13 protein-coding genes and 1 pseudogene are annotated in these 23,304 nt (G+C 49.1%); 7 read left to right on the top strand and 7 right to left on the bottom strand.

Annotated elements, in window-relative coordinates:
* Positions 1-5: 5 nt before the first annotated feature.
* The 3 genes from PAEVO_RS30710 to PAEVO_RS34050 form a co-directional block, all read right to left on the bottom strand.
* Complete coding sequence (locus PAEVO_RS30710; protein ID WP_100541254.1) at positions 6-1,457, bottom strand: AcpB/EbpR/MafR family transcriptional regulator; 1,452 nt, start codon at positions 1,455-1,457, stop codon at positions 6-8.
* Between the two features lie 26 nt (positions 1,458-1,483).
* Positions 1,484-2,557, bottom strand: a complete 1,074-nt coding sequence (locus PAEVO_RS30705) for a hypothetical protein (protein ID WP_100541253.1) — start codon at positions 2,555-2,557, stop codon at positions 1,484-1,486.
* Between the two features lie 131 nt (positions 2,558-2,688).
* Complete coding sequence (locus tag PAEVO_RS34050; RefSeq protein WP_165789783.1) at positions 2,689-2,856, bottom strand: hypothetical protein; 168 nt, start codon at positions 2,854-2,856, stop codon at positions 2,689-2,691.
* 56 nt (positions 2,857-2,912) lie between these two features.
* Here PAEVO_RS34050 and PAEVO_RS30700 point away from each other — a divergent pair, with 56 nt between their 5' ends.
* From PAEVO_RS30700 to PAEVO_RS30675, 6 genes are all read left to right on the top strand, one after another.
* Positions 2,913-4,775: a sensor histidine kinase gene (locus PAEVO_RS30700; protein ID WP_100541371.1), complete on the top strand. Its 1,863-nt coding sequence runs from the start codon at positions 2,913-2,915 to the stop codon at positions 4,773-4,775.
* The gene (locus PAEVO_RS30695; RefSeq protein WP_100541252.1) at positions 4,772-6,322 is read left to right on the top strand and encodes a response regulator transcription factor; all 1,551 of its coding nucleotides are present in this window, start codon (positions 4,772-4,774) and stop codon (positions 6,320-6,322) included. Before PAEVO_RS30700 ends, PAEVO_RS30695 begins: the two co-directional genes overlap by 4 nt.
* A gap of 249 nt (positions 6,323-6,571) precedes the next feature.
* Positions 6,572-7,501, top strand: a complete 930-nt coding sequence (locus tag PAEVO_RS30690; RefSeq protein WP_071219420.1) for an ABC transporter permease — start codon at positions 6,572-6,574, stop codon at positions 7,499-7,501.
* A gap of 21 nt (positions 7,502-7,522) precedes the next feature.
* Positions 7,523-8,470 carry a carbohydrate ABC transporter permease gene (locus PAEVO_RS30685; RefSeq protein WP_100541251.1) on the top strand — a complete coding sequence of 316 codons (948 nt, stop codon included), beginning with the start codon at positions 7,523-7,525 and terminating at the stop codon, positions 8,468-8,470.
* A 115-nt stretch (positions 8,471-8,585) separates the two neighbouring features.
* On the top strand, positions 8,586-10,106 hold the full coding sequence (locus PAEVO_RS30680) for an ABC transporter substrate-binding protein (RefSeq protein WP_100541250.1): 1,521 nt from the start codon (positions 8,586-8,588) through the stop codon (positions 10,104-10,106).
* 115 nt (positions 10,107-10,221) lie between these two features.
* On the top strand, positions 10,222-13,002 hold the full coding sequence (locus tag PAEVO_RS30675; protein WP_100541249.1) for an endo-beta-N-acetylglucosaminidase: 2,781 nt from the start codon (positions 10,222-10,224) through the stop codon (positions 13,000-13,002).
* Between the two features lie 133 nt (positions 13,003-13,135).
* On the opposite strand, the gene PAEVO_RS30670 is transcribed toward PAEVO_RS30675, so the two are convergent.
* Positions 13,136-14,929: a helix-turn-helix transcriptional regulator gene (locus tag PAEVO_RS30670; protein WP_100541370.1), complete on the bottom strand. Its 1,794-nt coding sequence runs from the start codon at positions 14,927-14,929 to the stop codon at positions 13,136-13,138.
* A 290-nt stretch (positions 14,930-15,219) separates the two neighbouring features.
* Between PAEVO_RS30670 and PAEVO_RS30665 the strand changes: the two genes are divergently transcribed.
* On the top strand, positions 15,220-17,379 hold the full coding sequence (locus tag PAEVO_RS30665) for a serine hydrolase domain-containing protein (RefSeq protein ID WP_100541248.1): 2,160 nt from the start codon (positions 15,220-15,222) through the stop codon (positions 17,377-17,379).
* A gap of 343 nt (positions 17,380-17,722) precedes the next feature.
* Here PAEVO_RS30665 and PAEVO_RS30655 read toward each other — a convergent pair whose 3' ends face one another.
* The 3 genes and pseudogenes from PAEVO_RS30655 to PAEVO_RS30645 all read right to left on the bottom strand — a co-directional run.
* Entirely contained in the window at positions 17,723-21,130 is a 3,408-nt protein-coding gene (locus PAEVO_RS30655; RefSeq protein WP_165789782.1) for an S-layer homology domain-containing protein, read from the bottom strand.
* A 273-nt stretch (positions 21,131-21,403) separates the two neighbouring features.
* Positions 21,404-22,906, bottom strand: a complete 1,503-nt coding sequence (locus PAEVO_RS30650; protein WP_100541245.1) for an alpha/beta hydrolase family protein — start codon at positions 22,904-22,906, stop codon at positions 21,404-21,406.
* 211 nt (positions 22,907-23,117) lie between these two features.
* Positions 23,118-23,297, bottom strand: a pseudogene (locus tag PAEVO_RS30645) (hypothetical protein); the annotation flags it as partial.
* Positions 23,298-23,304: the final 7 nt, after the last annotated feature.

Genomic DNA, 23,304 nt, shown 5'->3' with positions numbered 1-23,304 from the left:
AGGTCTCATGGTTGCATTAATTCCTTGCGGATATTTTCCAAATCCCGTTTGGTCGGTATCGTTGAAATGATGACCACGGGTACCGCATTCAGCTCGACAGGAAACGTGCTGATCACAAAATCGATGCCGTGTTTTCGAATCATTTCATCGGTAAGCCCCTCCATAATGGAGGTGTTGATGATCAGCTCGTCACCGATTTCATTCTTGATGAGCTTGGCGACGTAATGGCGGATGGAGAATTCCTCGCCGATCAGCAGGAAAGCCTTTTTGCTGTTATAGCGCAGGCTGGAGCTGATCAACAGCGTCAGCTTCGTCAGATGATAGTCGTTATACTGAATGCCCGGGTAGCGCTGGCTCCATTCCAGCATGCAGCTTTTTACGCTCTGGTACATGGGCCGGCAATCCCTTTGAACATATACCGTCAAGCTGCTTGCCGAGATGGCGATCAGATCGGGAAGCGCATTTTCCAGCCGCAGCTTCTCGAAGAAATCGCCGATTTCCCAGATGAACCGGTCGTTCATATCAATCGCAGGGAACGCGGCAAGCGCCAGCATGAGGAAATGATTGAGGAGTCGATACTTTTCCTCCCCGATTTCCACTAGGCTTGCTTTCTCCCTCGATATCATCGCGCTGACTTTCGCATCATCATAATAATTGTATTGGCCCAAGCTGAACATGGCTTGCAGAAACCGGATTTCGTCCAGCGGCAGATGAATGGCGTACCGCTGTTCCAGCGCTCTGGCCAATGCGGCAACAGATGCGTGAAGCATGCTGCTCTCCCAGTCATAGTGCCCGTTGGGAACATCCGCATATTTGCCCTGCAGCACTCGGTTAATCATGATCGCCGCCAGAAAAGACAAGCTCCGCTTGGCGTTCAGGAAATACACGATGTCATTCTCCGACTCGATCGCCGTAATATACTCATGGATCTGGGCTTGGTCGATGTCGGCAAATGGCCAGCCGGAGAATTCATAGGCATCGTAATATAATTTCCAGTAAAAATAACGGATACCGATTTCACTGCCTTTGACCTCAGGCATGGAATATGCGATACGCAAATGGTATCGCTTCAGGTCATGGTTGTTCAGCCGGATAATCAGCTTTTTCAGCGAAGAAGAGCTCATATACAGCTTGTCGGCCAGCTCTTCCAGCGAGTAGCGCCCTCCCTCGGCGAATAGCACATCCAGCAGCTGGTAGAAGGTTCTCTGCCTGTACATGGAAGAGATGACCTCGCCAATCGCGACATTCCGTTTATCATAGTGGAGAATGACGCCTTTTCCACGCGAAATCTCAAAATGAATCGAAGGAGGAAGCTCCTCCTTGGCTTCATCGATAATTTTACGGATCGTTTTGTCCGATACGCCAATCTGCTCTTCAATCTCGGCAAGGGTGAACCAGCGATACTCGGAATCGAGCAGGGTCAGCAGCTTATGTGTCAGTATGAATTCCTTTTCCATGCGTCGGTTCTCCCCCTGCTTTTGGATTACAAATAAATCCTCCGCGCCTCCTCATTAAAGAACGCGATCACATTCTCATACTCGGCAATGTCGATCCGGTGTTGCCGCATGATCTTTTGGATAAAGATAGCATCCGTAAAAAGGGAATTAATCATTCTCTCGCACCATACCGGCGTGTCTTTAAAATAATCCACCAAATGATGAATTTCATCAAACTTAAAATAAAGGATATAACAGACATAATTCTGAAGCAGCATACGGAAACAATGATCGCGATAGGGGTTTGAGCGATTGTCCGAGAGGAAGTCTCTCATCATACCGAATAATGTTGTTTTATTTTCGGAGTACATATGCATTAAACCATCCACGTCATTAATCAGCTGCAATACAGCCTCTAGCCCTTCTTCAGGGGGCATCTCCAGCTTGGCCGATTTGCCCTCGATGGACCTTAACAGCTCCAGTGTAAGGCTTTTGCAGGCTTGGATTTGATGTGGATCGATGGAAATTTGATCTTTGTACTTGTCGTGATGCTTGCTGTAGTAATCGTGATAAGCAGTTACATATTGCTCAACATGAATGTTGGTTTTCGTATGGACCAAATCAAGCCCGCGGAATGAAAAGGCGTAGAGGGTCTCCTCATTCACCGGGTGCGCGTATAGGTAGAAAAAGAAGAAAAAATCTCTTAATTGCTGTCTCTGTACCTCGTTCAACCTGGAGGCATCCGTCAATTGGGCCAGCTGAAAAAAGCAGTAGTTCTTCATCATATCATTCATGGCATTATACGGGTTGAGCTTGGCAATGGACGTCGTCGCATTGATCGTAAACAACAGATAATAGAATACCAATTCATCATAGACATCCAGCTGCTTATAGGAGTCCGAGAGCACAGGCTTCCAGTCCGGACTCGCGACATAATTGGGGTCCCTTGGCTGTAATTCATACGCCCACTCCACAAAGGCCTCATCGCTACGTTCGGCAAAGAATAACGCTGCACTGTCATCCTCAAGAAGGCCATATACAAAGCCGTCCGTTTGAACGGACGGTAGTCCTCTATTGAATTTAAAATTAAGATATTCATTATATAGTAATTGAAGTTTCATTCGTCTATCCTCGGCTCTTATTTGATTTATCTCGTAATTAACGTTTTGGCACAGCTTCTCCTACTCTTTTCCTTATAGATATTCAACATATAGCGGGGCATTCCTCTAGTCCATAATAGATGGACGATACTTCAAAGCAGCGATCCCGTGCCTATCCATGCGGATAAGCTGGCCTGGCTCGTACAATGCAATTCGCAGCATAGGGGTTCCTTGCCGCGTTCGGTCAGAACGAACGCCATGCCGCCCCCCGTACCCTCGCAGTCCGTTAATGCTGTTCTAGTCAAACGGCGCTTGTTCATAAAGATGCAAATTTCAATTGCCGGGTTTACGGAAAGGGTGTACACTGGGTGCCGAAGTGACCATTATAGAACAGGGTGTGTTTCATATTTTCAGACTGCGCCAATTCTATTTAAATCATCTAAAGCGAAAAATGTTCAACAAAATCGTTGTGCTGTATTCGACCGTCATGATCGTGCTGTTCGCGATTGCGGCAACCCTGGTTTATCAATATCAGACGCAGCGCATACTCCGCGAGCAGACCGATGCGAATCTCAAATCCGCGCATGTTCTGAATATTTATTTGAGCCGGCAGTACGAGGGCATACAGAATATATTTCAGCAGATATATGGAGATGCCACGCTGAGCGATGAGCTGATCTATTTTTTGAACAACGAATATGAGAGTTACCTGAAATATCGGCTGGATTTATACACCAGGACGGGAGAGCAGCGTTTACGGTCTTTTAATACCTTGCTGAAAAATTACCTGGAGCAGGAGTCAAGCGCCAGAAGCGTGTCGATCTACAGCTATCCAAACAATTTTTACATGCATATCAGCCGGACCAATCAGCAGTTGAATAATGAAGCGGGTTCCAAGAACAAGTGGGAGACCTGGTTTGCCCGCCGGGAGCAGCACAGCTGGGATACCATGCCTCAAAACGAGTCCTCGGGTTCATCCGGAGGCTCCGGTCCTAGATCATATTCCTATTCGAGAGAGCTGAAGGACCCGTGGACCCTGAATCGGGTGGGGATGATGAATGTGGAGTTCGACGCCCGGCAAATTTCATCTTGGCTGGAGAGCCGAGCTTCGGTAAAAGGCCGGATTTTGGTGTTGAACGCACAGGGAACCGTTATTTACGATTCGGAGGATGAGTACTACGGTCAAACCTATCCCTACCACTTGGAGCAGGAAAAAGCCGGGGACTGGGTGGAGCTGGATGAACCCTCTAAAGTGAACATATTGAATGTCGGCAACGCGGGCCTGTCGGTGGTGGGGATTGTGTCGCAATCCCTGATCAAAGAGAGCACGGAGAGTTTAAGAACCGGACTGATCCTGGTCACGCTTGTGTTTATGGCGGCCAGTTTTGCGATTACGTTTACGATCATTCGAAAGTTCTCCAAAAAAGTGCAGCGGATTATCCGCTCGATGAACCGGATCGGCGAGGGCGATCTGTCGACGCGCATTCAGATGTCCGGCGAAGATGAGCTCCAGCAGATTTCCCGCCGGTTTAACGACATGGGCGACCGTTTGGAGCAATATATCGATAAAATGTATACCTCGGAAATCAAGCAAAAAAATGCGGAGCTGGTCGCCCTGCAATCCCAGATCAACCCTCATTTTCTATATAATACGCTCGAATCCATTCGCATGAAGGCGTATTTCGAAGGGGCGAAGGAAGTGGGGCAAATGATATACAGCTTGTCGGTCATGTTCAAGAACATGGTGAAAAAAAGCACGGTGGTTACCGTTGAAGAGGAAATGGACATGTGTTCTGTTTATCTCGACCTGTTCCGCATCCGCTATGACGGACGGCTGGAGACGGAAATCGAGGTGGATCCGGAAATCCAAAGTGTCAGCATTATCAAGCTGCTGGTCCAGCCGATCGTGGAAAACTATATCGTTCACGGGTTTCGCCCGCTGGAAGATAACAATAAAATTTCAGTCCGTGCCCGCCGGGCAGGGGACCGGGTCGTGATCATCGTATCGGATAATGGAACGGGCATACCGGAGGAAAAGCTTACCCAAATCCGCGGCACGCTGGACAAGGTTCTCCAGCCTCCCGACAAGGGTTACCGTTCGATCGGGCTCATGAATGTGCTTGAACGAATCGTGCTGAATTACGGAAATGATTACGGAGTGGCCATAAACAGCACGGAGGGACAGGGAACCGAGGTCCGCATGGAAATACCGATGGTTCGCAAGGGGGAGACGACATGAGGAAGGTATTTTTTGTTGATGACGAGCCTTTGATCGCTCAGGGGTTGGCCACCATTGTGGATTGGCAGAATTACGACCTGCATGTGTCAGGTTCGGCCAACGATGGGTTGCAGGCGCTTGAGCGGTTGAGGGAAGAGCCCGTGGATCTGCTGATCACGGACATTATGATGCCAAGAATGAACGGACTCGAGCTTATCAAGAAGGTAAAGGAAATGCATCCCCGCACCAAATTCATTGTGCTCAGCGGGTACGAAGAATTTGAATATGTGAAGGTGGGGATCACGCTCGGCATTCAGAATTACATTTTGAAGCCGATCAACATCGAGGAGCTGGAAGCGACCATTAAGCATATCCGAGGGGACTGGGAGCGCGAGGAATTGAAACGGTTTCGCTCCGAGGAGGATTGGAAGATCCTGCGCAGCAATATTTTGCAGCGATGGGTCAACGGCGAAATCAAAAGCTCGGAATTAAAGCAAAGAGCCGAACTTCTCGGAATTCCGCTGAATTATGTCTCCTACCAGGTTTACGTTCTGCGGCTTATATCCGACGAACGCCCGGTATCCCAGCTCTATCGCTTGACCAGCCTAGCCGATGAATTTTGCCGGGCTTTTTCGGAAGAGCTTGGGGGAGATCATGAGGTGATCTGTTTCCCTGATGCCGATGACGACATCGTTGTGATGTCGGTTGCGATGAATGAACGGAGGGATGCCGCGCGGGAAGGCATGAGAAATGCCATGGCCAAGCTGCGGGTGTTGACCGGCTTGCGCATGTGGTGCTCCGAAGGAAATGCGGGATTCAATGATTTCAAAGACATTCAGGAGAGCTACAGGATGGCGAAGGGCCATTTCAACGCCTGCCTGATTGCCGGAGATGACATGATCCTCTTCAGTCCGCCTGCGGAACCGGAGACCGTTCAGGCTTCTTCGCCGTCCGCCCGTCCCGATACGTTTGCAAAGCTGTTGATCGAGGGAGACGTTTCCTCCTTGCAAGCCTATATCGAGTCTGTTCTTGGCGGCGGCAGCGGGGAGCCAACGGTACCTCGGGGAACCTGCCTGAACGCGGCAGTCCAATTGATGATCGCGGCGAAGGATATGGAGAAAAATCCCGATTACAGCGAGGTATTTACGCCAATGCACCGGATTAATACGCTCCAGGGACTCCGAAATCATGTATGGCGTATCGTCGAACGCTGCCTTGCGCGCCTGGAAGAAGCGGATCAGGGCTACAGCCTGCATGTCTCGTTCCTAGTGGAGCAGGTGCAGCACCATTATCCGGAAGAGCTTTCCCTGAAGACGCTGAGTCAGCGGCTGCAGATGCATCCGAATTATTTGGGGCAGCTCTTTCAGCAGGAGGTCGGCGCAAGCTTCTCGGATTATTTGAACCAGTACCGCATCGAGAAAGCCACGCAGCTCCTTTTACATACGGATCAAAAGACGGCGGATATTGCGTTCAGCGTAGGATATACGGACAGCTCGTACTTTTACAGGCAGTTCAAAAAATATACGGGCGTGTCTCCAACTGAAATGAGGTCCATGTATCGGATCTAAATCAACAATAAACCATTTGCGACAGGCTCAAGGTGGATAACCTTTGGCCTGTTCTTTGTTGTTTTTGGGGGATTCTTTAATTTATCCATCCCGTTCTAGTATTTTTCAACTTGAGCGCGATAGCGCTTACTTGGCACAATGATAGTAGTTAAAGGGCGAGTGATAGAATAGCCGCATCGACAAAGATCATGGGGGATCTTCTACAACAGTCGCATCACTTGTATTTAACAGGGAAGAGGAGGAGTGTTCATGTCGGGGTTCATCAAAAAGGTCATACGCAACCGGTTTATGCTGTTGATGATACTGCCCGGAACCATATGGTTTCTTATCTTTGCTTACTTGCCCATGTTCGGCACCGTTCTTGCTTTTAAGGACTTCCGTATAAGCCCGGACGGGTTTTTCGCCAGCGTGTTCAACAGCGAATGGGTAGGGTTCAAAAACTTCGAGTATCTGTTTACAACCAATGATGCCTATATCATTACGAGGAATACGATTCTGTACAACCTGGCTTTTATTATCCTGGGCCTGATCATTGCGGTGGGCTTTGCGATCATGCTAAGCGAGCTTGTCAACAAGCGGACGGCCAAGGTATATCAGACCGGCATGTTTCTGCCGCATTTTTTGTCGTGGGTTATCATCAGTTATTTTGCGTTCACCTTCTTGAGCGTAGACAAAGGGACGTTGAATCAAATCATCACTTATTTCGGGGGAGAGCCGATCAGCTGGTACGCCGAAGCTAAATATTGGCCCTTCATTCTCGTTTTTGTCGGCATCTGGAAAGGCGTGGGCTATAACAGCGTGATTTACCTGGCAGCTATTACAGGGATCGACAAGTCTTATTATGAAGCAGCTGTTATCGATGGAGCCAACAAGTGGAAGCAAACGCGGTACATTACGATTCCGCTCTTGAAGCCGCTGATGATCATACTGACCATATTGGCAATCGGGGGCATCTTCCGTTCCGATTTCGGATTGTTCTATCAGCTTCCGAAGGACTCGGGTGCTCTCTACCCGGTAACGAATGTTATCGATACCTTCGTCTACCGCGGACTGATCAATATGGGGGACATCGGAATGAGTACGGCAGCGGGCTTGTACCAATCGCTTGTAGGGCTGGTTCTGATTCTAGTCGCCAATTATATCGTTCGACGAATTGAAAAAGATCATGCGATCTTCTAATCCGAGGGAGGTGTACCGTTCATGACGCAGCTATCAACGCAAACCGCGAATCAGCCGGCAAAGCGTTCAAAGAAGAGAGACTATAACGCCATCTCCCCATTGTGGAATACGATTTTCAATATCGTGATCGGCATCTTCTCGTTCTCCTGTATCTTTCCGTTTCTATTTGTTATTATTATTTCCTTGACCGACGAACAGACTCTGGTCTTGGAAGGCTTCAGGCTGCTGCCGAGTCAGTTCAGTACGGCGGCGTACGAATATATTTTCGAAACGGGAGGCGAGCTGCTGTCCTCGTTCAGCTTAACGCTCCTGGTCACGGTACTGGGGACGCTGGTGAGTCTGGCGCTGGTTACGACTTATGCTTATGCATTGTCCCGTCAAAATTTTGAATTTAGAGGGTTTTTCAGCTTCCTCGCATTCTTTACCATGCTGTTCTCGGGTGGTCTGGTACCTGGTTATATCGTGATGACCCAGTTCCTGCATCTGCAAAACACGATCTGGGCGTTGATATTTCCTTTATCCTTGAGCGCGTTCTCCATCATTGTCATGAGAACCTTTTTTCAAACGACGATTCCGGATGAAATTATCGAGTCCGCCAAAATCGATGGCGCCGGCGAGTTTCTGACCTTTATCCGAATTGTGCTGCCGGTCTCGCTGCCGGGGATTGCAACGATTGGTTTGTTCAGCTCTTTGGGGTACTGGAACGACTGGTTTAACGCCTTGCTGTATTACAACAATCCACAGGCGACGCCACCGCTGCAATTCATGCTCATGAAGATTGAGAAGAATATGGACTTTCTGACACAGAATGCGCAGAATATCGGTTCATTTGATGCAGCAGCCGGCCTGCCGACAGAGACGGTAAGGATGGCGATGGTCGTATTGGCGACGCTGCCGATTGTTATGGCGTATCCGTTCTTCCAGCGATATTTTGTCCAGGGCCTGACGGTAGGCTCGGTCAAAGGCTAATTTCATAAGGTTGTACCCGCATCGCACAGGCCGGAGAAATCCGGCTTTGATGTTCCAAGTGTGTAAGCGGTGCCAATATAGCATTAACCATTAAGTGATACAGGGGGAAAAACACATGTTTAAGAAAAAGGTTTCTATACTGTCCCTTGCTCTTGTGCTTCTGCTGACGGTCGTATTGTCGGCTTGCGGCAGCAAGGAAGGCACTAAGCAGAGCGAGCCATCGAAGGAAGGGGCAGCCGTTCAAAGCGACGGCACGGTTGATGTATCCAAGCTGGATCCGGTCAAACTAAAAATGTACATGATCGGGCCTAACCAGAAGGATCTACCCGTGGTTCAAGAGGAGATCAATAAATATTTGACGGAAAAAATCAATGCAACAATCGAGATCAGTATGATCGACTGGGGCGATTACAGCCAGCGGATGCAGGTGATTACAAGCTCCGGCGAGAATTATGATATTGCCTTCACTAGCTCATGGGCGTTCGATTATCTTCCAAATGCCGCGAAGGGCGCGTTTAAGCCGCTGAATGACCTGCTTGATCAGTATGGAAAAGGCATTAAGGAAACGTTGGACCCCCGTTTCTTGGAAGGAACGAAGGTCAACGGCGTGAACTATGGTATCCCGGCCAACAAGGAACTGGCACAGCAGTTTGTATGGCGTTTTAATAAGAAGTATCTGGATAAGTACAATTTGGACATTTCCAATGTAACGACGCTTGAGGATCTCGAACCGCTTCTGAAAACGATTAAAGAGAACGAGCCTGCGGATATTACGCCGCTTGCCGTACCGAAAGGCTTTAAGCCGTACTTGCCGGTCGACTTCCCGCTTGGAGATGAAATTCCGATCGGTATGTACCTGGACACCAAAGACTTTAAATTTGTGAATTTGCTGGATTCACCTGAACTGAAATCGGCGCTGACCACGATGCGCAAATACTATAAAGCGGGTTATGTGCGCGAGGACGTAGCGACGCTGGATGGTATTGATAACATCAAAACCGGCAAATGGCTCGTGGACCGCGAGATTACACAGCCATACGCGGAGCTCGGCTGGTCCAGAAACGCGGGATATGACATTGTGACAAGACCGATGCACGATCCAGTCATTTACACCAGCTCTGCAGCGGGCTCGATGATGGCGATTTCTTCGTACTCCAAAAATCCGGAGCGGGCGATGATGTTCTTGAACCTGCTTAACACCGATGTGAAGCTCCGGAATATGATTCAATACGGTTTGGAAGGTACGCACTACAAGAAGCTTGAAGGACCATACATCGAAGATATGCCTGCTATGCAGGAAAACTATGCCATGCCTGGATTTGCGCTCGGCAATATGTTCCTGACGTATCTTCATGAAGGCGAGCCTGAAGACAAGTGGGAAGCATTCGAGAAGTTTAACAGCTCGGCTGTGGTAGCTCCTACGTTCGGCTTTAACTTCGACACGGCTCCGGTAAAAACAGAAGTTGCGGCCATCACCAACGTAGCGAAGGAATTTATTCCTGCGCTGTACACCGGCTCCATCGATCCTGAAGAATACTTGCCAAAAGCAAAACAAAAATTCCAGGATGCTGGAATTGACAAAGTTATCGCTGAGGCTCAAAAGCAGTTTGATGAGTGGAAGGCTCAAAACAAGTAATCCATAAAAAGTGTATGAGGGGGTAGAAACGGCTGATCTAAAGCGGCCGTTTCTCTCTGTCATTCCTACATTCATTGTTCACCACGAAATCATGAAATAAACAGGAGGTTTTCCCATGAAACGAATCAAACCGGATTATTTAACGAAAGCCCAGTGGAAACGCAGAATGACGGTATGGATGAGCACGGCAGTGCTGGCCGCGTCCCTGACGGGTTTTGCTGGAGAAGCTGAAGCAGCACAGCCTCACTCGTCATATTGGTATCCGAACACGCTGCTGGAATGGTCGCCGTCCACGGATAAGGATGCTCTATTTAATCGGGGGACGGTTAAGCTGGAGGATCAGCGTCTCCAGGGTCATAAGGTAAACAGCAATGCCAAGGAGGAAGTGAAGGTTTTATCGATCGCTTCCATGTATCCAAGCACAAGCGGAGCTCCTTCCCAAGGCTCGGAGAAGTTCCATACCTATACGTTCAGCAATTGGCAGTATATTGACAAGCTGGTGATGTGGGGCGGCTCAGCAGGCGAAGGATTGATCGTTCCGCCAAGCGCCGATGTGATCGATGCGGCTCACAAGAATGGCGTACCTGTTTTTGGAACCGTTTTCTTGCCGCAAACCGAGCATGGAGGCAAAATCCAGTGGATGCATGATCTGTTAAAGCAGCGGGAGGATGGATCCTTCCCGGTTGCAGACAAACTGATTGAGGTTGCTGCGTATTACGGATTTGACGGCTGGTTCATCAATCAGGAGACGCAGGGCGGAACGCCTGAGGATGCCGCCAAGATGGCTGAGTTTTTAACGTATCTTCAGCAGAAAAAGGCGCCAGGCATGGAAGTGATCTGGTACGATTCCATGATCAAGGAAGGACCGGTGAAGTGGCAGGGGGCGTTGACTGATAAGAACGAGATGTTCTTCCAGGCGGGAAATCAGCGGGTTTCCGACAATATGTTTATCGATTTCCGCTGGCAGTACAAGGATGAGAAGAACGGCAAATACGACTACATTACTCCGTTCCTGAATTCCCCGGCCAAAGCGGCAGAGCTTGGCCGCAGCCCGTATGATCTATACGCCGGCATTGACGTGGAGGCGAAAGGCTACGAAGGCAAGTTCAATTGGCCGGTTGTGTTCCCGGACGGCAAGAAAGCTACGACATCCCTCGGCATTTATCGCCCCGATTGGGCGTTTAACAGCTCTGAAACCCACGAGGAGTATATGAAAAAGGAGCAGATTTTCTGGGCGGGACCTGGAATGAATCCAGCTAATACCTCGCAGCCTGAAGGGACCGATCCGCTCGCCTGGAGAGGGATTGCGAATGATGTGGTTGCCAAAACCGTGCTCACCGGTTCTGAATTTGTCACCCATTTCAATACCGGGAACGGCCATATGTTTGCGGTGGACGGCAAAGTGATGCGGAGCAGAGACTGGAGCAATCGGAGCCTGCAGGATATTTTGCCGACCTGGCGCTGGATCACGGAAACTAATGGAAAGGGTGAAGCCCTCAAGCCTGGATTTGACTTTAGCAAATCTTACTACGGAGGCAGCTCGCTTCAGGTGGCGGGTGCCGTAAGCAAAGGCTCCTCTACCCATGTCAAGCTGTATAAGGCGAATATCCCGGTAGAACCGACGACGGAAGTATCGCTCGTCTATGCGGACAATGCGAAGGACGCCAAGGTGAAGATTGGTTTGGCATTCTCCGATGCGCCCGATCGGTATGAATTCTTCGAGCCTGGCAAGTGGACCGCCACGGGTGCGGATCAGGATTGGAAGCAGGGCAGCGTTAAGTTGAACAAGTATAAAGGCCGCACGATTGTGGGAATCTCGCTGCAATTCGAATCTGCAGCGGATATAGCGGATTATCGGGCGAATATTGGAAAACTGGCCGTTACTCAGGTGAATGATAAGGCGAAGAAACCGCACCAGGTGACCGATCTTCAGGTCATCGATAATGATTTCCGCGACGGGATATATGGAGATGCGCGATTGTCTTGGAAGGCACCGAAACAGGCTGAGGACGTAATGTACTACCAGGTGTACCGGGTTCAACCGGACGGCAAGTACGAGTTGATGGGCATGACGGGGAATACGGTATATTACGTGCCGGAAATGAAGCGGCTGCTGAAGGAGCAGGCAACCAAGATGGTCGTAATTCCAGTAAACCGCCATTACGAACAAGGAAAAGCATCGTCGGTAAGCTTTGATTGGCCGGAATATCCGAAGCCGGTTGCAGCCTTCAAAGCGGATAAAACGCTGATCGCACCGGGAGAAACGGTACAATTCACGGATCTTTCCTCGGAAGTGACGGAGTCCTGGAGCTGGAGTTTCCCGGGTGGACAGCCAGCATCCAGCACGGAGCAGAATCCAAAAGTGACATATCCGGAGGAAGGAACGTACGAAGTGACGCTAACCGCTACAAATAGCGTTGGCGAGGACTTGGTTCGGAAGAAGCTCATCACGGTTACACGCGAAGCGGAGAATGGCGTTGGCAACCTTGCCCTTGGCAAGAAGACGTCAGCATCCAGCTTCGTGAACGAGAAGGAAGCACCTCCATTTGCGGTGGACGGTAATGCGGCTTCCAAGTGGTGTGCTGTCGGAGACGGGCCTCACTGGCTGACCGTGGACTTGGGAGCCGAACATAAGATCAGCGAATTCGTAATCAAGCATGCGGAAGCGGGAGGTGAGCCGGCCGCATTCAACACGCGGGCATTCACCATTCAAATAAGCTCGGACGGCAAGGAATGGAAGGACGCGGTATCGGTCAAGGACAATACGAAAGCGGTCAGCAGCCATGCCATCGAACTGACCTCCGCACGGTACGTGCGTCTTCAAATAGAGAAGGCTACGCAAGGCGGGGATACGGCAGCGCGGATTTATGATTTTGAAGTACTGGGTTTGAAATAATTCCGATGACTTGAAAGAGCGTTCCCCTTAAATGGGGAACGCTCTTTTTTTGATTGCCCATATCGTCAGGACCCGGCATAGAATCGCCGTCAAGGCCCGAGCCCAGCATGTATAGATTTTGTATAGATGGCACCTACACGATATTCTCGGAGCGCGCCATTTGTATGGCTTCTTCCCGGTTATTGACGCCTAGCTTGGAGTAGAGAATCGAGCAGTAATTACGGATCGTTCCCTCCGATAAAAATAGCTTGGCGGCGATCGACTTGTAGCGCAGTCCGCTCGAGAGATTCTCCAGAATCTCCATCTCGCGTTTCGTAAGCCCGTACGGGTAGTTGTCCTGACTTGAGCCGATTCTTTCCAGCTGCTCACGTTGATGCTTCATCTCTTCGAAGACTTGTGCGGCGACCGATTGGTCGATCCAGGTTCCTCCGTTATAAATAAGTTTCAAGGCTTCCTTCAGTTCCCGCGGATGAATCGACTTCAGGATGTAGCCTTCCGCCCCGCGCTCCAATGCAGTTGCTGCCTGCAAGGAATCCTCAAACGTTGTCATGATGACAACCTTCATATTAGGCCATCGCTGTTTCATCTCAAGCAAAGCTTCAAGCCCGCCCATTCCCTGCATTCGAATATCCATTAGTACGATATCCGGTTGAGTCCGTTCACAATGCTCCAATGCTTCCCGCCCGTCCCCGGCCTTACCCACGACGATAAACTCAGCATGCTGTTCCAAATTATGCTTTAAGCTGTCCGTGATGATCGCCTGGTCATCAACGATCAGCAGGCGGATCGCGTCATGTACAGGCTCTGTCTGCAGCGGAATGTTACATATGACGATAGTGCCTTGCCCAGACCCGGAATGGACGGACAGCGTGCCGTTAAATAATTCAAGGCGTTCCTTCATCCCATGGAGCCCAAATCCGAATTGGATGTTATCCATTCCAATGCCGTTATCTTCGATCTGTAATCGAAGCTGCTGACTATCGAAATGCAGCTGAACGGTTATCACGCTCGCCTGGCCGTGCCGAACGGCGTTGGTTAGAGACTCTTGAAGGCAGCGATATAGACTAAAGTTTATTTTTTGTATAACGAGAGTCTCACTTCCGATCACACGGAAATGGATAGTTAACCCTGTCGATTTCATAAACGAATCGCTTAACTGCCACAGCGACTCACTTAACGAATGGCTTAACGTGGTATGAGAGAGCTTGTGCAGATGCTTTCGGATATCCTCGAGACTGTGCTGTGCGATACCGACAAGCGAATCAATTCTCTCGATTTGCGAATCCGGTACGGATGATCGGAGTGATTCAACGCCGACGATGAGCGACGTAAGCGAATGGCCGATCGTGTCATGCAGCTCATGTGACAGCCGGCTGCGCTCCTCCATCAGCGTAAGCTCCTCGATCCGCTTAATATGCTGCTCCAGCAGCAGCTTCTGCTCTTGGATAATTCGGGATTGCTTATGGGACTGAATTAATATATTAAACGCGAAGCCGATGGCAAAACCAAGGCTGCAGTTAACGATATACTCATACGGGAGGCGACTAGCCATCCAACCGTTCAAGATCGGGAATATGATTCCACAGAGGATTCCTGTCCACACATAGCTTCTTCGACTGCTCGTCAAACTGATAATCATCACGAATAGAATGAAAGACCACAACAATTCCGGTGCTGCGTAGGCCAAATAGAGATGGAACAAGCCTGCTGTTGTGACTTCGACTGCAAGATACCGTTCTTCTTTTCTATAGCGTACCGTTAAGGGAATGAGGTAAAGAGCCAAAGCAAAAGAAAGTACAACCCAAACCGGCGCATGGATCAATGACGGATTGACAATAGCAGTGCTTACGATAATAACCAGCCAAAGTGTTCGTATGGCTACAAGTAACCAATCATACCAGAACCATTTTTTCATTAGGGAGAACACGGATGATGTACACCTGCTTGTATTTATTTGCAAACCAATTTCCAAATAATTCAGACCTATCATGCACCATAACTTCTCGATCCGTCAAGCAATGGAGGAGGTTGTTAGAACTTGGCTGCAGCCGGCACGTCACATGAACCGTTGACACTTTGTCATACGGGATATGTGACAGGTCCAAGTACGATGTCATCCAAAGCTTGGCGGTTTTATCACTGTCCGATTTAACAACCTCGGGGGTAGGGTGAAGGAGTGAAGAACACAACATTCCAAAATCATAGGAGCGATGCATTATGAAATCATTCACCACTCAAAAAGGAGCTGCGCTTACTCTAACAGCCATGTTGGCGGGTACACTGGTATTCCCCGCTTATGGAACTGTACATGCGGCAGTTAAGACACCAACCCAGCAAGCAATCGATAAAGCTGCCAATGCCGACCATATTCCGGGCGTTATTGTTACTGTAAAGAAAGGAACGGCGAGCTGGTCATATGCCTCCGGTGAAGCGAATATCAAAAGGAACCATAAGGTAGACGCCGACTCCGCTTTCCGGATCGGAAGTACAACGAAGACGTTTGTTGCTACCGTTGCCTTGCAGCTTGCCGGCGAAAAAAAGCTAAGCCTCGATGATACGGTGGAGAAATGGCTTCCGGGGCTTGTGCACGGTAATGGATTTGATGGAAATAAGATTAAGATTCGCCAATTGTTGAATCATACAAGCGGACTTCCAGACTATTTGACTCCTGAGCTCAGGACTCAATTACTTACAAATCCAGGAAATAATTATACAGCCAAACAGTTAATTGACCTAGCCTTGGAGCAAAAGCCCGTAACAGGCTGGTCATATTCAAACACGAATACGGTTATTATGGGGCTTATTATCCAGAAGGTCACCGGGGAAACGTATACGGAGCAGATGAAGAAAAGAATTATTGAACCGCTTCAACTTAAAGAAACGTTCCTTCCCGGCAGCTCGGCGGATATTCCGAAGAAAAATGCCCGCGGCTACCTGAACACAGGGGATCAATTAGTGGATATCACCATGCTGAACCCATCGTTTACGAACGCCGCAGGTGAGATGATCTCGACCGGGGAAGACATGACCACGTTTTTCCGCGCCTTATTGGGCGGTAAGCTGTTGACACCGGAGATGCTGAAGGAAATGTTGACCAGCACAGCCGACTCCTTTCTTGGAAAGTATGGGCTTGGCATACACCAAACAAAGCTGCCGGACGGAACCATTGTATGGGGACATGGCGGCGGCATTCCCGGATTTACCAACTTTGCAGGCGGAACCGAAGGCGGTCAACATACCATTTCGATCAATATCAATGTACTGGGCGATGCGGATAAATATATTCCTGAAATTTTAGCGTCTGAATTCGCAGTAGAAGCCAAAAAGGAACTCACGGAGGAGGAAAAGAAAAGCAAGCGAAGGGAAGAAGTCAAACACGTCATGGATCAGGTGGTAACCAATAAACAAGTCCCAAGTGTCGTGGGAGGTGGGCTAAAGGACGGGAAACGTTGGTCTTATGCCACCGGTACAGCCAGCTACGAGGTACCAGGCCCCGTAGAGCCGGATTTTTCATTCCGGATTGGGAGCATTACGAAGACGTTCACCGCTGCCGTTGTATTGCAGCTGGCTGAGGAGAAACAATTAAACCTGGATGATTCGGTCGAACAATGGCTGCCGGGGGTCGTAAAGGGGAACGGGTATGACGGCAGCCAAATTACGATTCGTCAGCTGCTGAACCATACAAGCGGAATTGCGAGCTATACAGATGATGATATGCGAGACATGACCTTGCCTCAAAATCCATTCCGTTATTATGCCGTTGACGAACTCCTCCGCTTGGCACTTGCAAAGCCGCCTGTATATGCGCCAGGGAAAGGCTGGAACTATTCCAACACCAATACACTGCTAGCCGGTCAAATTATTCAGAAGGTCACCGGGGATACGTATGCGGAGCAGATCAGGAAACGGTTCGTCGAGCCGCTCGGGCTGACGGAGACATTCGTTATGGAAAACAGCTCCTATATTCCGGGTAAGCATGCCAGAGGATATAATATGGACAGATCAGGTCATATGTATGATTTGACTGAAATGAATCAATCATGGGCAAATGCAGCGGGTGACATGGTTTCAACAGTCAAGGATCTGACCACCTTCTTCAGTGCGCTGTTGGGCGGCGAGCTTCTGAATCAAGAGATGATGGACCAGATGCTCACGGCAGTAGAATCACCTATAGGTAAATTCGGCCTAGGGATTTACGAAGGAAAAACTTCGGACGGGCAATCCTATTGGGGGCATGCCGGCGGAACTTTCGGATTTGAGACGAGAGCCTTCGGACCTGTAGGCGGAAAGCATATTCTGGTAACAGCCATCAACTCGGTAGCCCCGGAAGTTGCGGAGGCTCACGATAAAATATTCAATAAAGAGTTTGGCCGTTAAGTTAAAAGCCGACATCGCGCCCTTTATTCGAGGGCCGATGCCGGCTTTCTTGTCGTGTTGCCGTTGATTCATGGAATTGGGGTACGCATGAAGCTCCGTTGTGGGCATACCCGCTGAGACGATGATGGCGTACAGAATAGCAGCGCCCGCAATCGCATCGACCATTTGCGAAACTACGTACCCGATGAAGTCGGTACCGGTTAGCTTACGCCTAATGAGCATAGCAAGTGAAACGTTCATAATCTACCTCCTAGTAGGGCATTTAATTACTGAAAAAAATGACCCGCAAGCGGTCACTTTTTTCAAAGTGCCTCTTGCCGGTCATAGACTCATACTTATTGATTTAATCGATTAAATTCGTAACTTGCAGCAGACGCTGCATCAAGGCTACCGTTTCAGCCCGCGTCATCGTGGATTTCGGAGTCAAGCCCTTATCTCCGCTTCCTTGGACGATATCTGTTGACAGCAGGGTTGCTACGGAAGGTCGGGCCCATCTTGCTACTTGGAACGCATCTTCATAGCCTGCGAGCAGTCTGCTAATTTCGGTTTCGCTAATTGCATGGCCTGGCTTGATCAATTGATAACCTCGAGCGATCATCGCCATTCCTTCTTCTCTTGTAATCGTCTGGTTACCACGGAACGCGCCGTCGTTATAACCGAGTACGATGCCGAATTCACTGGCAATCGAGATCGCATTGCGGTACCAGGCAGTTGCCGTAACGTCGTCAAATGTTGTTTTTGGCTCTTCCTGACGCATTAGGCCAAGTCCCAATACAACAATCTCCGCAAATTCAGCCCGGGTCACATTTCGATTCGGAGCGAACGTATTGCCACCATCTCCTTGCAGGTCAAGGCGAGCAGAGATGTTGTTCACTTCCGTTTGAGCCCAGTGAGTTCTCACATCATCGAAATCCTGCGGATTCCAGATAACCGAGTACGAACCACTGCTGCGCAAATCATGAATCTGCGCGTAATAACGATCCCCAATCTTAGTAACTACAGTTGGCAGATGATATACCGATCCATCCGGATTGACCACAACGCCTGTCGTAATTCGATTCGGGTCGATACCTTCCGGAAGAGCGATATATTTAGGAGCGTATCCGTTCAATTGTCCGGATTTTACGGTCTTACCATTCTGGCTAAAAGTCATTTCCAGGTCGACCGGATCAACCAGCAGCTGGTAGCCTGCCGATGTTGCTTTGTTCTTGGCATTGTTTCTCACAGTCTCCGAGGAGCGCTTAATATCGATATGAACAGCGATATCGTTGAGTGCCGCATTTCCCAGCTGTCCGGACACTGAATTCAAGTCCAATTGCTTACTAGGCACCGGATAGATGGCTAACGGATTTCCGATGTCAAGGCTTGCTCCCTTATCGGCTAACAAACGAATGTCCGCAGCCGTTAAACCATCAACCTGCATATTTCCGTCATTCGGAGATTGAATGGACAGCTTCTGACCTGTTCCATTCGATAAAATATCGCCAAGCTTATCTCTGTTTACCTGTACAGAAGTTTGCTTGTTACCTTCCGAAGTGGTTGTTTTCCCTGTGGCAAACCCACCGTCGTTACCGTTAACGGACGTGCTCACGCCAGAGTCTACAGGAGGTGGTGTAGTCGTAGGCGGCGTAGAAGGAGTTGTGCTGCCTCCGCTGTTGCCTCCATTATTATTATTGTCATTGGACCCTCTGGTGATGGTCAGCGTATATTCCGTCACATTTCCTTGGGAATCCGTTACCTTCACAACAATCGTATTGGTGCCGAATGCTAACGGCAATTCATCACTTGCAGAGCCGTTAGGAATTCCTTGCCATGCCCCGCCATTAAGCGAGATTTCGATCGTGGCGTTCGGGTCATAAGTCGCCAGCGTTACGGTTGTATTGTAAACATCTTGGGTCACCGAAGCCTGATAATGGGTCACTCCCCCGTTAAAGGCTGGAGAGATCGCAATCGGTGTTCCATCCCCACGTTTTAGTTCTAGACCCGATAACTGTGACTCATCTGTTGCGTCTACCGTAACGACCTTGGAGTCTTTGGACATCTTGCCATTTTTCTCTGCCGTTACATTGACGGTATATTTTCCGTCTTTTAAGTCTTCGGACGGAGTGAAGCTCCAATTTCCATTGCTGTCTACTTCCACTTCGCGGGTCTCAATTACCTTACCGCTCTCATCTGTCAGTTCAACGATGACCTTGGCATCCTTGTCAGCTATACCTTTGAATTCCGGTTTGGCCACGTTGACTTTCTCACCGCTTGGTTCAGTGATCTGTACATTCGGTTTTGTGGTATCTACCGTCACATTTTTCTTTTCCGTGCTTGTCTTGCCGTCCTTTTCAGCAGTCACTTCAACCACATAGTCGCCATCAGGCAGCTCTTGATCCGGTGCAAAGCTCCATGTACCGTCCGGATTTACTTGGACCTGAGGAGTACCGATAAGGTTGCCGTCTTTATCATAAACAGCTGCTGTGACGTTTGCGCCTTGTGCGGCTACCCCCTCAAACTCAGGCTTTGCCACATATACTGTATCGCCGCTCGGCTCCGTGATTGTTACACGGGGCTTCAGCTGCTCTTGTGCATCTTTCAGCGCTTTCAGGGCTGCGTCTACCTCGCCTTGGGTTTTACTTTGATTTTTAAGGACCGTATTGGCAGCTTCCAAAGCTTTTTCGAATTCAAGCCATTCGGTCTCAGCATAGTCCTCTTCTTTTAATTGATCAGCTGCCGCTTTTGCTTTTGTAAGCTCGGTAACATTTACAAAAGAGAGGGTCTTCTCGGCACTGATCTGAACATTGTTATCACCTGGCATGCCGCCGTACTCAACAATGTATCCAGTTACCGTATTATTTGTTGGGGAGTAATCGTTCCATTTCCCAGCTTGAGTTCCGGGTCCGAAGATATGGGCAACGAATTCTGTTCCACCGTAGTCATTTGGTTCGCCAGCATCCCAGTTGGTATATAAAATATTTTGTCCGCTGCCTGTATAACCTTGATAGAATTGCGTACCTTGCCCGCCATTCTCCAAGCCTTCCGGTCCCGTTACCCAACGCCAGTCGCCCGTATTTTTAGGGACACCCGCATTCCGCTCGATATCTTTTGCACCAAGCCAACCGATACCTAAGGTCTTTTCCTTTACAAAGGTATTTTCTTGATCACTCGTTATAGTAACCAAATACCCTTTCCGTCCAAAATGTTCACTTCCCTCGGCCTCGGCCTTTGCCGCATCCCAAGTAATTGACGTTTTTTTATTAACATATTTATAAAAATGTCCGTTAGCTTCATAAGGAAGAGCATCTCCGAGCGTAAACTGAATTGTTCTGTCAGTCGTTACATTGGAGGTTGTCGAGAATCTGACATTAGATAAAGCCTCCGTATATTCTTGAACTGAAGACTGTGCCGACGCATTGGTGCTTAATGTCAAAATACCATTCTTTTCATTATAGAGCCCGGTTATCTTATTAGTATCATCGAAATCTAATTGATCACCGTTTTGGAAATTCTTAATAACCACTGTAGCGGCTTCCAAAGTGTACGTCGAGTCATAAACCGTAATTGCCGGATCTATAACTACTTCCAGTGGTTTCGTTGTATTTTCAATATAATTGTAGCTGGTGATTTCACTCGATGTGGTGATTAAAGCCTCCACCGGTTCAGCAGCACTCACGACTTTCGGAGCTAATCCTGCCGGTAAACCGCCAATGATCAGGATACTGCTCAGGAATAATGCTGCCTGTTTTTTCTTGAAAAGCTTGATCAATTTCCCCATCCTCTCATTTTATGATTTCTAGCCTATTAAAGGAATTAGCAGTCTTTTCTTGGATAGTTACAATTCCTCCTTATGCTAGAGTTGAATTTGATGGAAATTGTATCACGCAAATCTCTACAAGAACTCTACATTGGCTGTTGCATTTTGCATGAATTGCTCACATAAATGAAAATCCGGACGAATGATGGGAGGGGAGGGCGGTTGTTAAAAGCTAAACCCATAAAGAAACGCCCTCCGTTATACGAAGAGCGTTTCTCATTCGATCTATTCTCCTTGAAAAGCCGAGTTCGGATACTTCACTTCCGGATAGTCCTCAGTGGGACCGATCAGAAGCTTACTCTCGATTCCACGCAGATGCTGGTTGAAGAATCCCAGCACGTAGCGGTTCACGATCTCCGCTCCCCTTGCTCCATTCATGCTTCCGGTCATGCCGGTCAGGCGGATAAGGGGGGAGTACAGCTGAAGATCGGTGAAATTGTAATGTCCGGCTCCTTCGATATAAAAGGTCCGTCCATATCCTTGTTGCGATAGGCGGTCCATCAGCTTCAGTTCCGATTCCCGATTCGCCAGAATGGTGTCGAATTGTTCTCGCGTTAACCGGAGCTCCTTGAGCTCAGCATCTGTGGCTGGGGTTTTGCGGTACTTCGCCTGCTGCTCGTTCACATGCATAAAATCTTCCGATTCCATGAACATAAATGGTTTCTTCATGTCATCCCGGTCCTTTGTGATGAACAACGTGCCATCCATATTCACGCCGGCTTTGATCCGCGGGTTGGAATAAACGGCTTCAAAGGCTGCTGCTCCACCAAAGGAATGACCCAACATGCCGATGTTATCCATGTCCAGCATTCCCTTGAATTTGCTGGCTATGGCGCCTGAATGCAGCTTCTCTAACTGATCCACAATAAATGCTGTATCCTTGTTCCACACATCTAAAATGGCGCGGCTGTCTTCAAATAATCGCTCCTGAGACTGTTCCGTAAGGAATCCGGTCACGTGCCCGTCCGGAAAGGAAGTCATAACGGTACTGTAAGTATGATCGACGGCGAATACGATATAGCCGTGGCTGGCAAGATGTTCAGCCTGCGACGTATGTAAAATTCTGCCGACCCCCATGCCGTGTGACAGCAGCACCACCGGATACGGATTGTCCGCGGGATGCAGATCGGCATTGATAGATGCATTGGCCCGGCTGTATTTCCAATAGTCGAGGGCAGGAGCGGGAAGTCCCAGATATCCGGAATAAGCTTGCATATAGGCTTGGAAGAGCTCTCTGTCCTTAGGGAACACTGCAGATTTCTCGCCGCTCCGGCCAGATTCCGCAGCGGGGTACCATACCTGAACGACAAGCTCTCGCTTGTCGCCTTTCTGCTCGGTGAACGTTTCTTCCCGGTCGGCATCGATAAAATGGAACATTTCCGTCCCCACACTGAACTCGCCTGAAGGCTTAGGTAAATGAAAGACGGGCAGCAGCACCGATAAGGCAACCGATAAGCTTAGCAAAACAATAGATAGGGCCAATATCGTGTAACGCAGCGGATGCCCGACTTTTCTGCGTCTGAATAAGACAGCAAGGAGCAAAGCGGTGACGATATAGGTCGGAATCATCTGCCACCTATACCCTTCAAACAGCAGCTGCGCGGCCAACAGTAAACCGCAAGCGATGCTGGCTGTAGCACCAACCTTCCGGTTGATTATGTTACGGAACAGTAAGACCATCAGCACCAAAACGGAGAATGCCACCAACAATATTTCCAATACTCTCATACGTTCGCTCCCTTGATTCTGCCAATTTCTTTTATCGTAACGGATCAAGGTTAAAACGAACGGGCAGTTCCGTTTAAAAATGGTTTAAATCTGGACTGTTCTAGTATGATTCCCCGGTGTCTGTACCGGACGCCCGGGCTTTTTACTGAAACTGTATGCCTCTATATACCCGCACCTTCCGGCTCAAGCAGTGCCAGCAGCTCCGAAATGGCAGGAGCATAAGCAGGGCCCACGGCGTCGTCTGCCACAGGGTCCCTTGGTGCTCGATCAGGTTGGCCAATTCCTTATATTGTCCTGTTTCCAAGAGCCGTGGAATATCCGTTCCTCTTCCATAGGCGGTCGTCAACCGCTGCCACGGTACGCTGGTTACCGTTTGGGCCAAAGCGTGCATTCCGATC

Source organism: Paenibacillus sp. GM2FR, from assembly GCF_002803325.1.
Classification (GTDB): domain Bacteria; phylum Bacillota; class Bacilli; order Paenibacillales; family Paenibacillaceae; genus Paenibacillus_AQ; species Paenibacillus_AQ lautus.
This window is presented reverse-complemented; position numbering and strand designations above follow the sequence as displayed.

Excerpts from the sequence above, each read along its gene's own strand:
- PAEVO_RS30710 (WP_100541254.1), bottom strand. The coding sequence starts at position 1,457 with ATGGAAAAGGAATTCATACTGACACATAAGCTGCTGACCCTGCTCGAT.
- PAEVO_RS30705 (WP_100541253.1), bottom strand. The coding sequence starts at position 2,557 with ATGAAACTTCAATTACTATATAATGAATATCTTAATTTTAAATTCAAT.
- PAEVO_RS34050 (WP_165789783.1), bottom strand. The coding sequence starts at position 2,856 with ATGAACAAGCGCCGTTTGACTAGAACAGCATTAACGGACTGCGAGGGT.
- PAEVO_RS30695 (WP_100541252.1), top strand. The coding sequence starts at position 4,772 with ATGAGGAAGGTATTTTTTGTTGATGACGAGCCTTTGATCGCTCAGGGG.
- PAEVO_RS30690 (WP_071219420.1), top strand. The coding sequence starts at position 6,572 with ATGTCGGGGTTCATCAAAAAGGTCATACGCAACCGGTTTATGCTGTTG.
- PAEVO_RS30685 (WP_100541251.1), top strand. The coding sequence starts at position 7,523 with ATGACGCAGCTATCAACGCAAACCGCGAATCAGCCGGCAAAGCGTTCA.
- PAEVO_RS30680 (WP_100541250.1), top strand. The coding sequence starts at position 8,586 with ATGTTTAAGAAAAAGGTTTCTATACTGTCCCTTGCTCTTGTGCTTCTG.
- PAEVO_RS30675 (WP_100541249.1), top strand. The coding sequence starts at position 10,222 with ATGAAACGAATCAAACCGGATTATTTAACGAAAGCCCAGTGGAAACGC.
- PAEVO_RS30665 (WP_100541248.1), top strand. The coding sequence starts at position 15,220 with ATGAAATCATTCACCACTCAAAAAGGAGCTGCGCTTACTCTAACAGCC.
- PAEVO_RS30650 (WP_100541245.1), bottom strand. The coding sequence starts at position 22,906 with ATGAGAGTATTGGAAATATTGTTGGTGGCATTCTCCGTTTTGGTGCTG.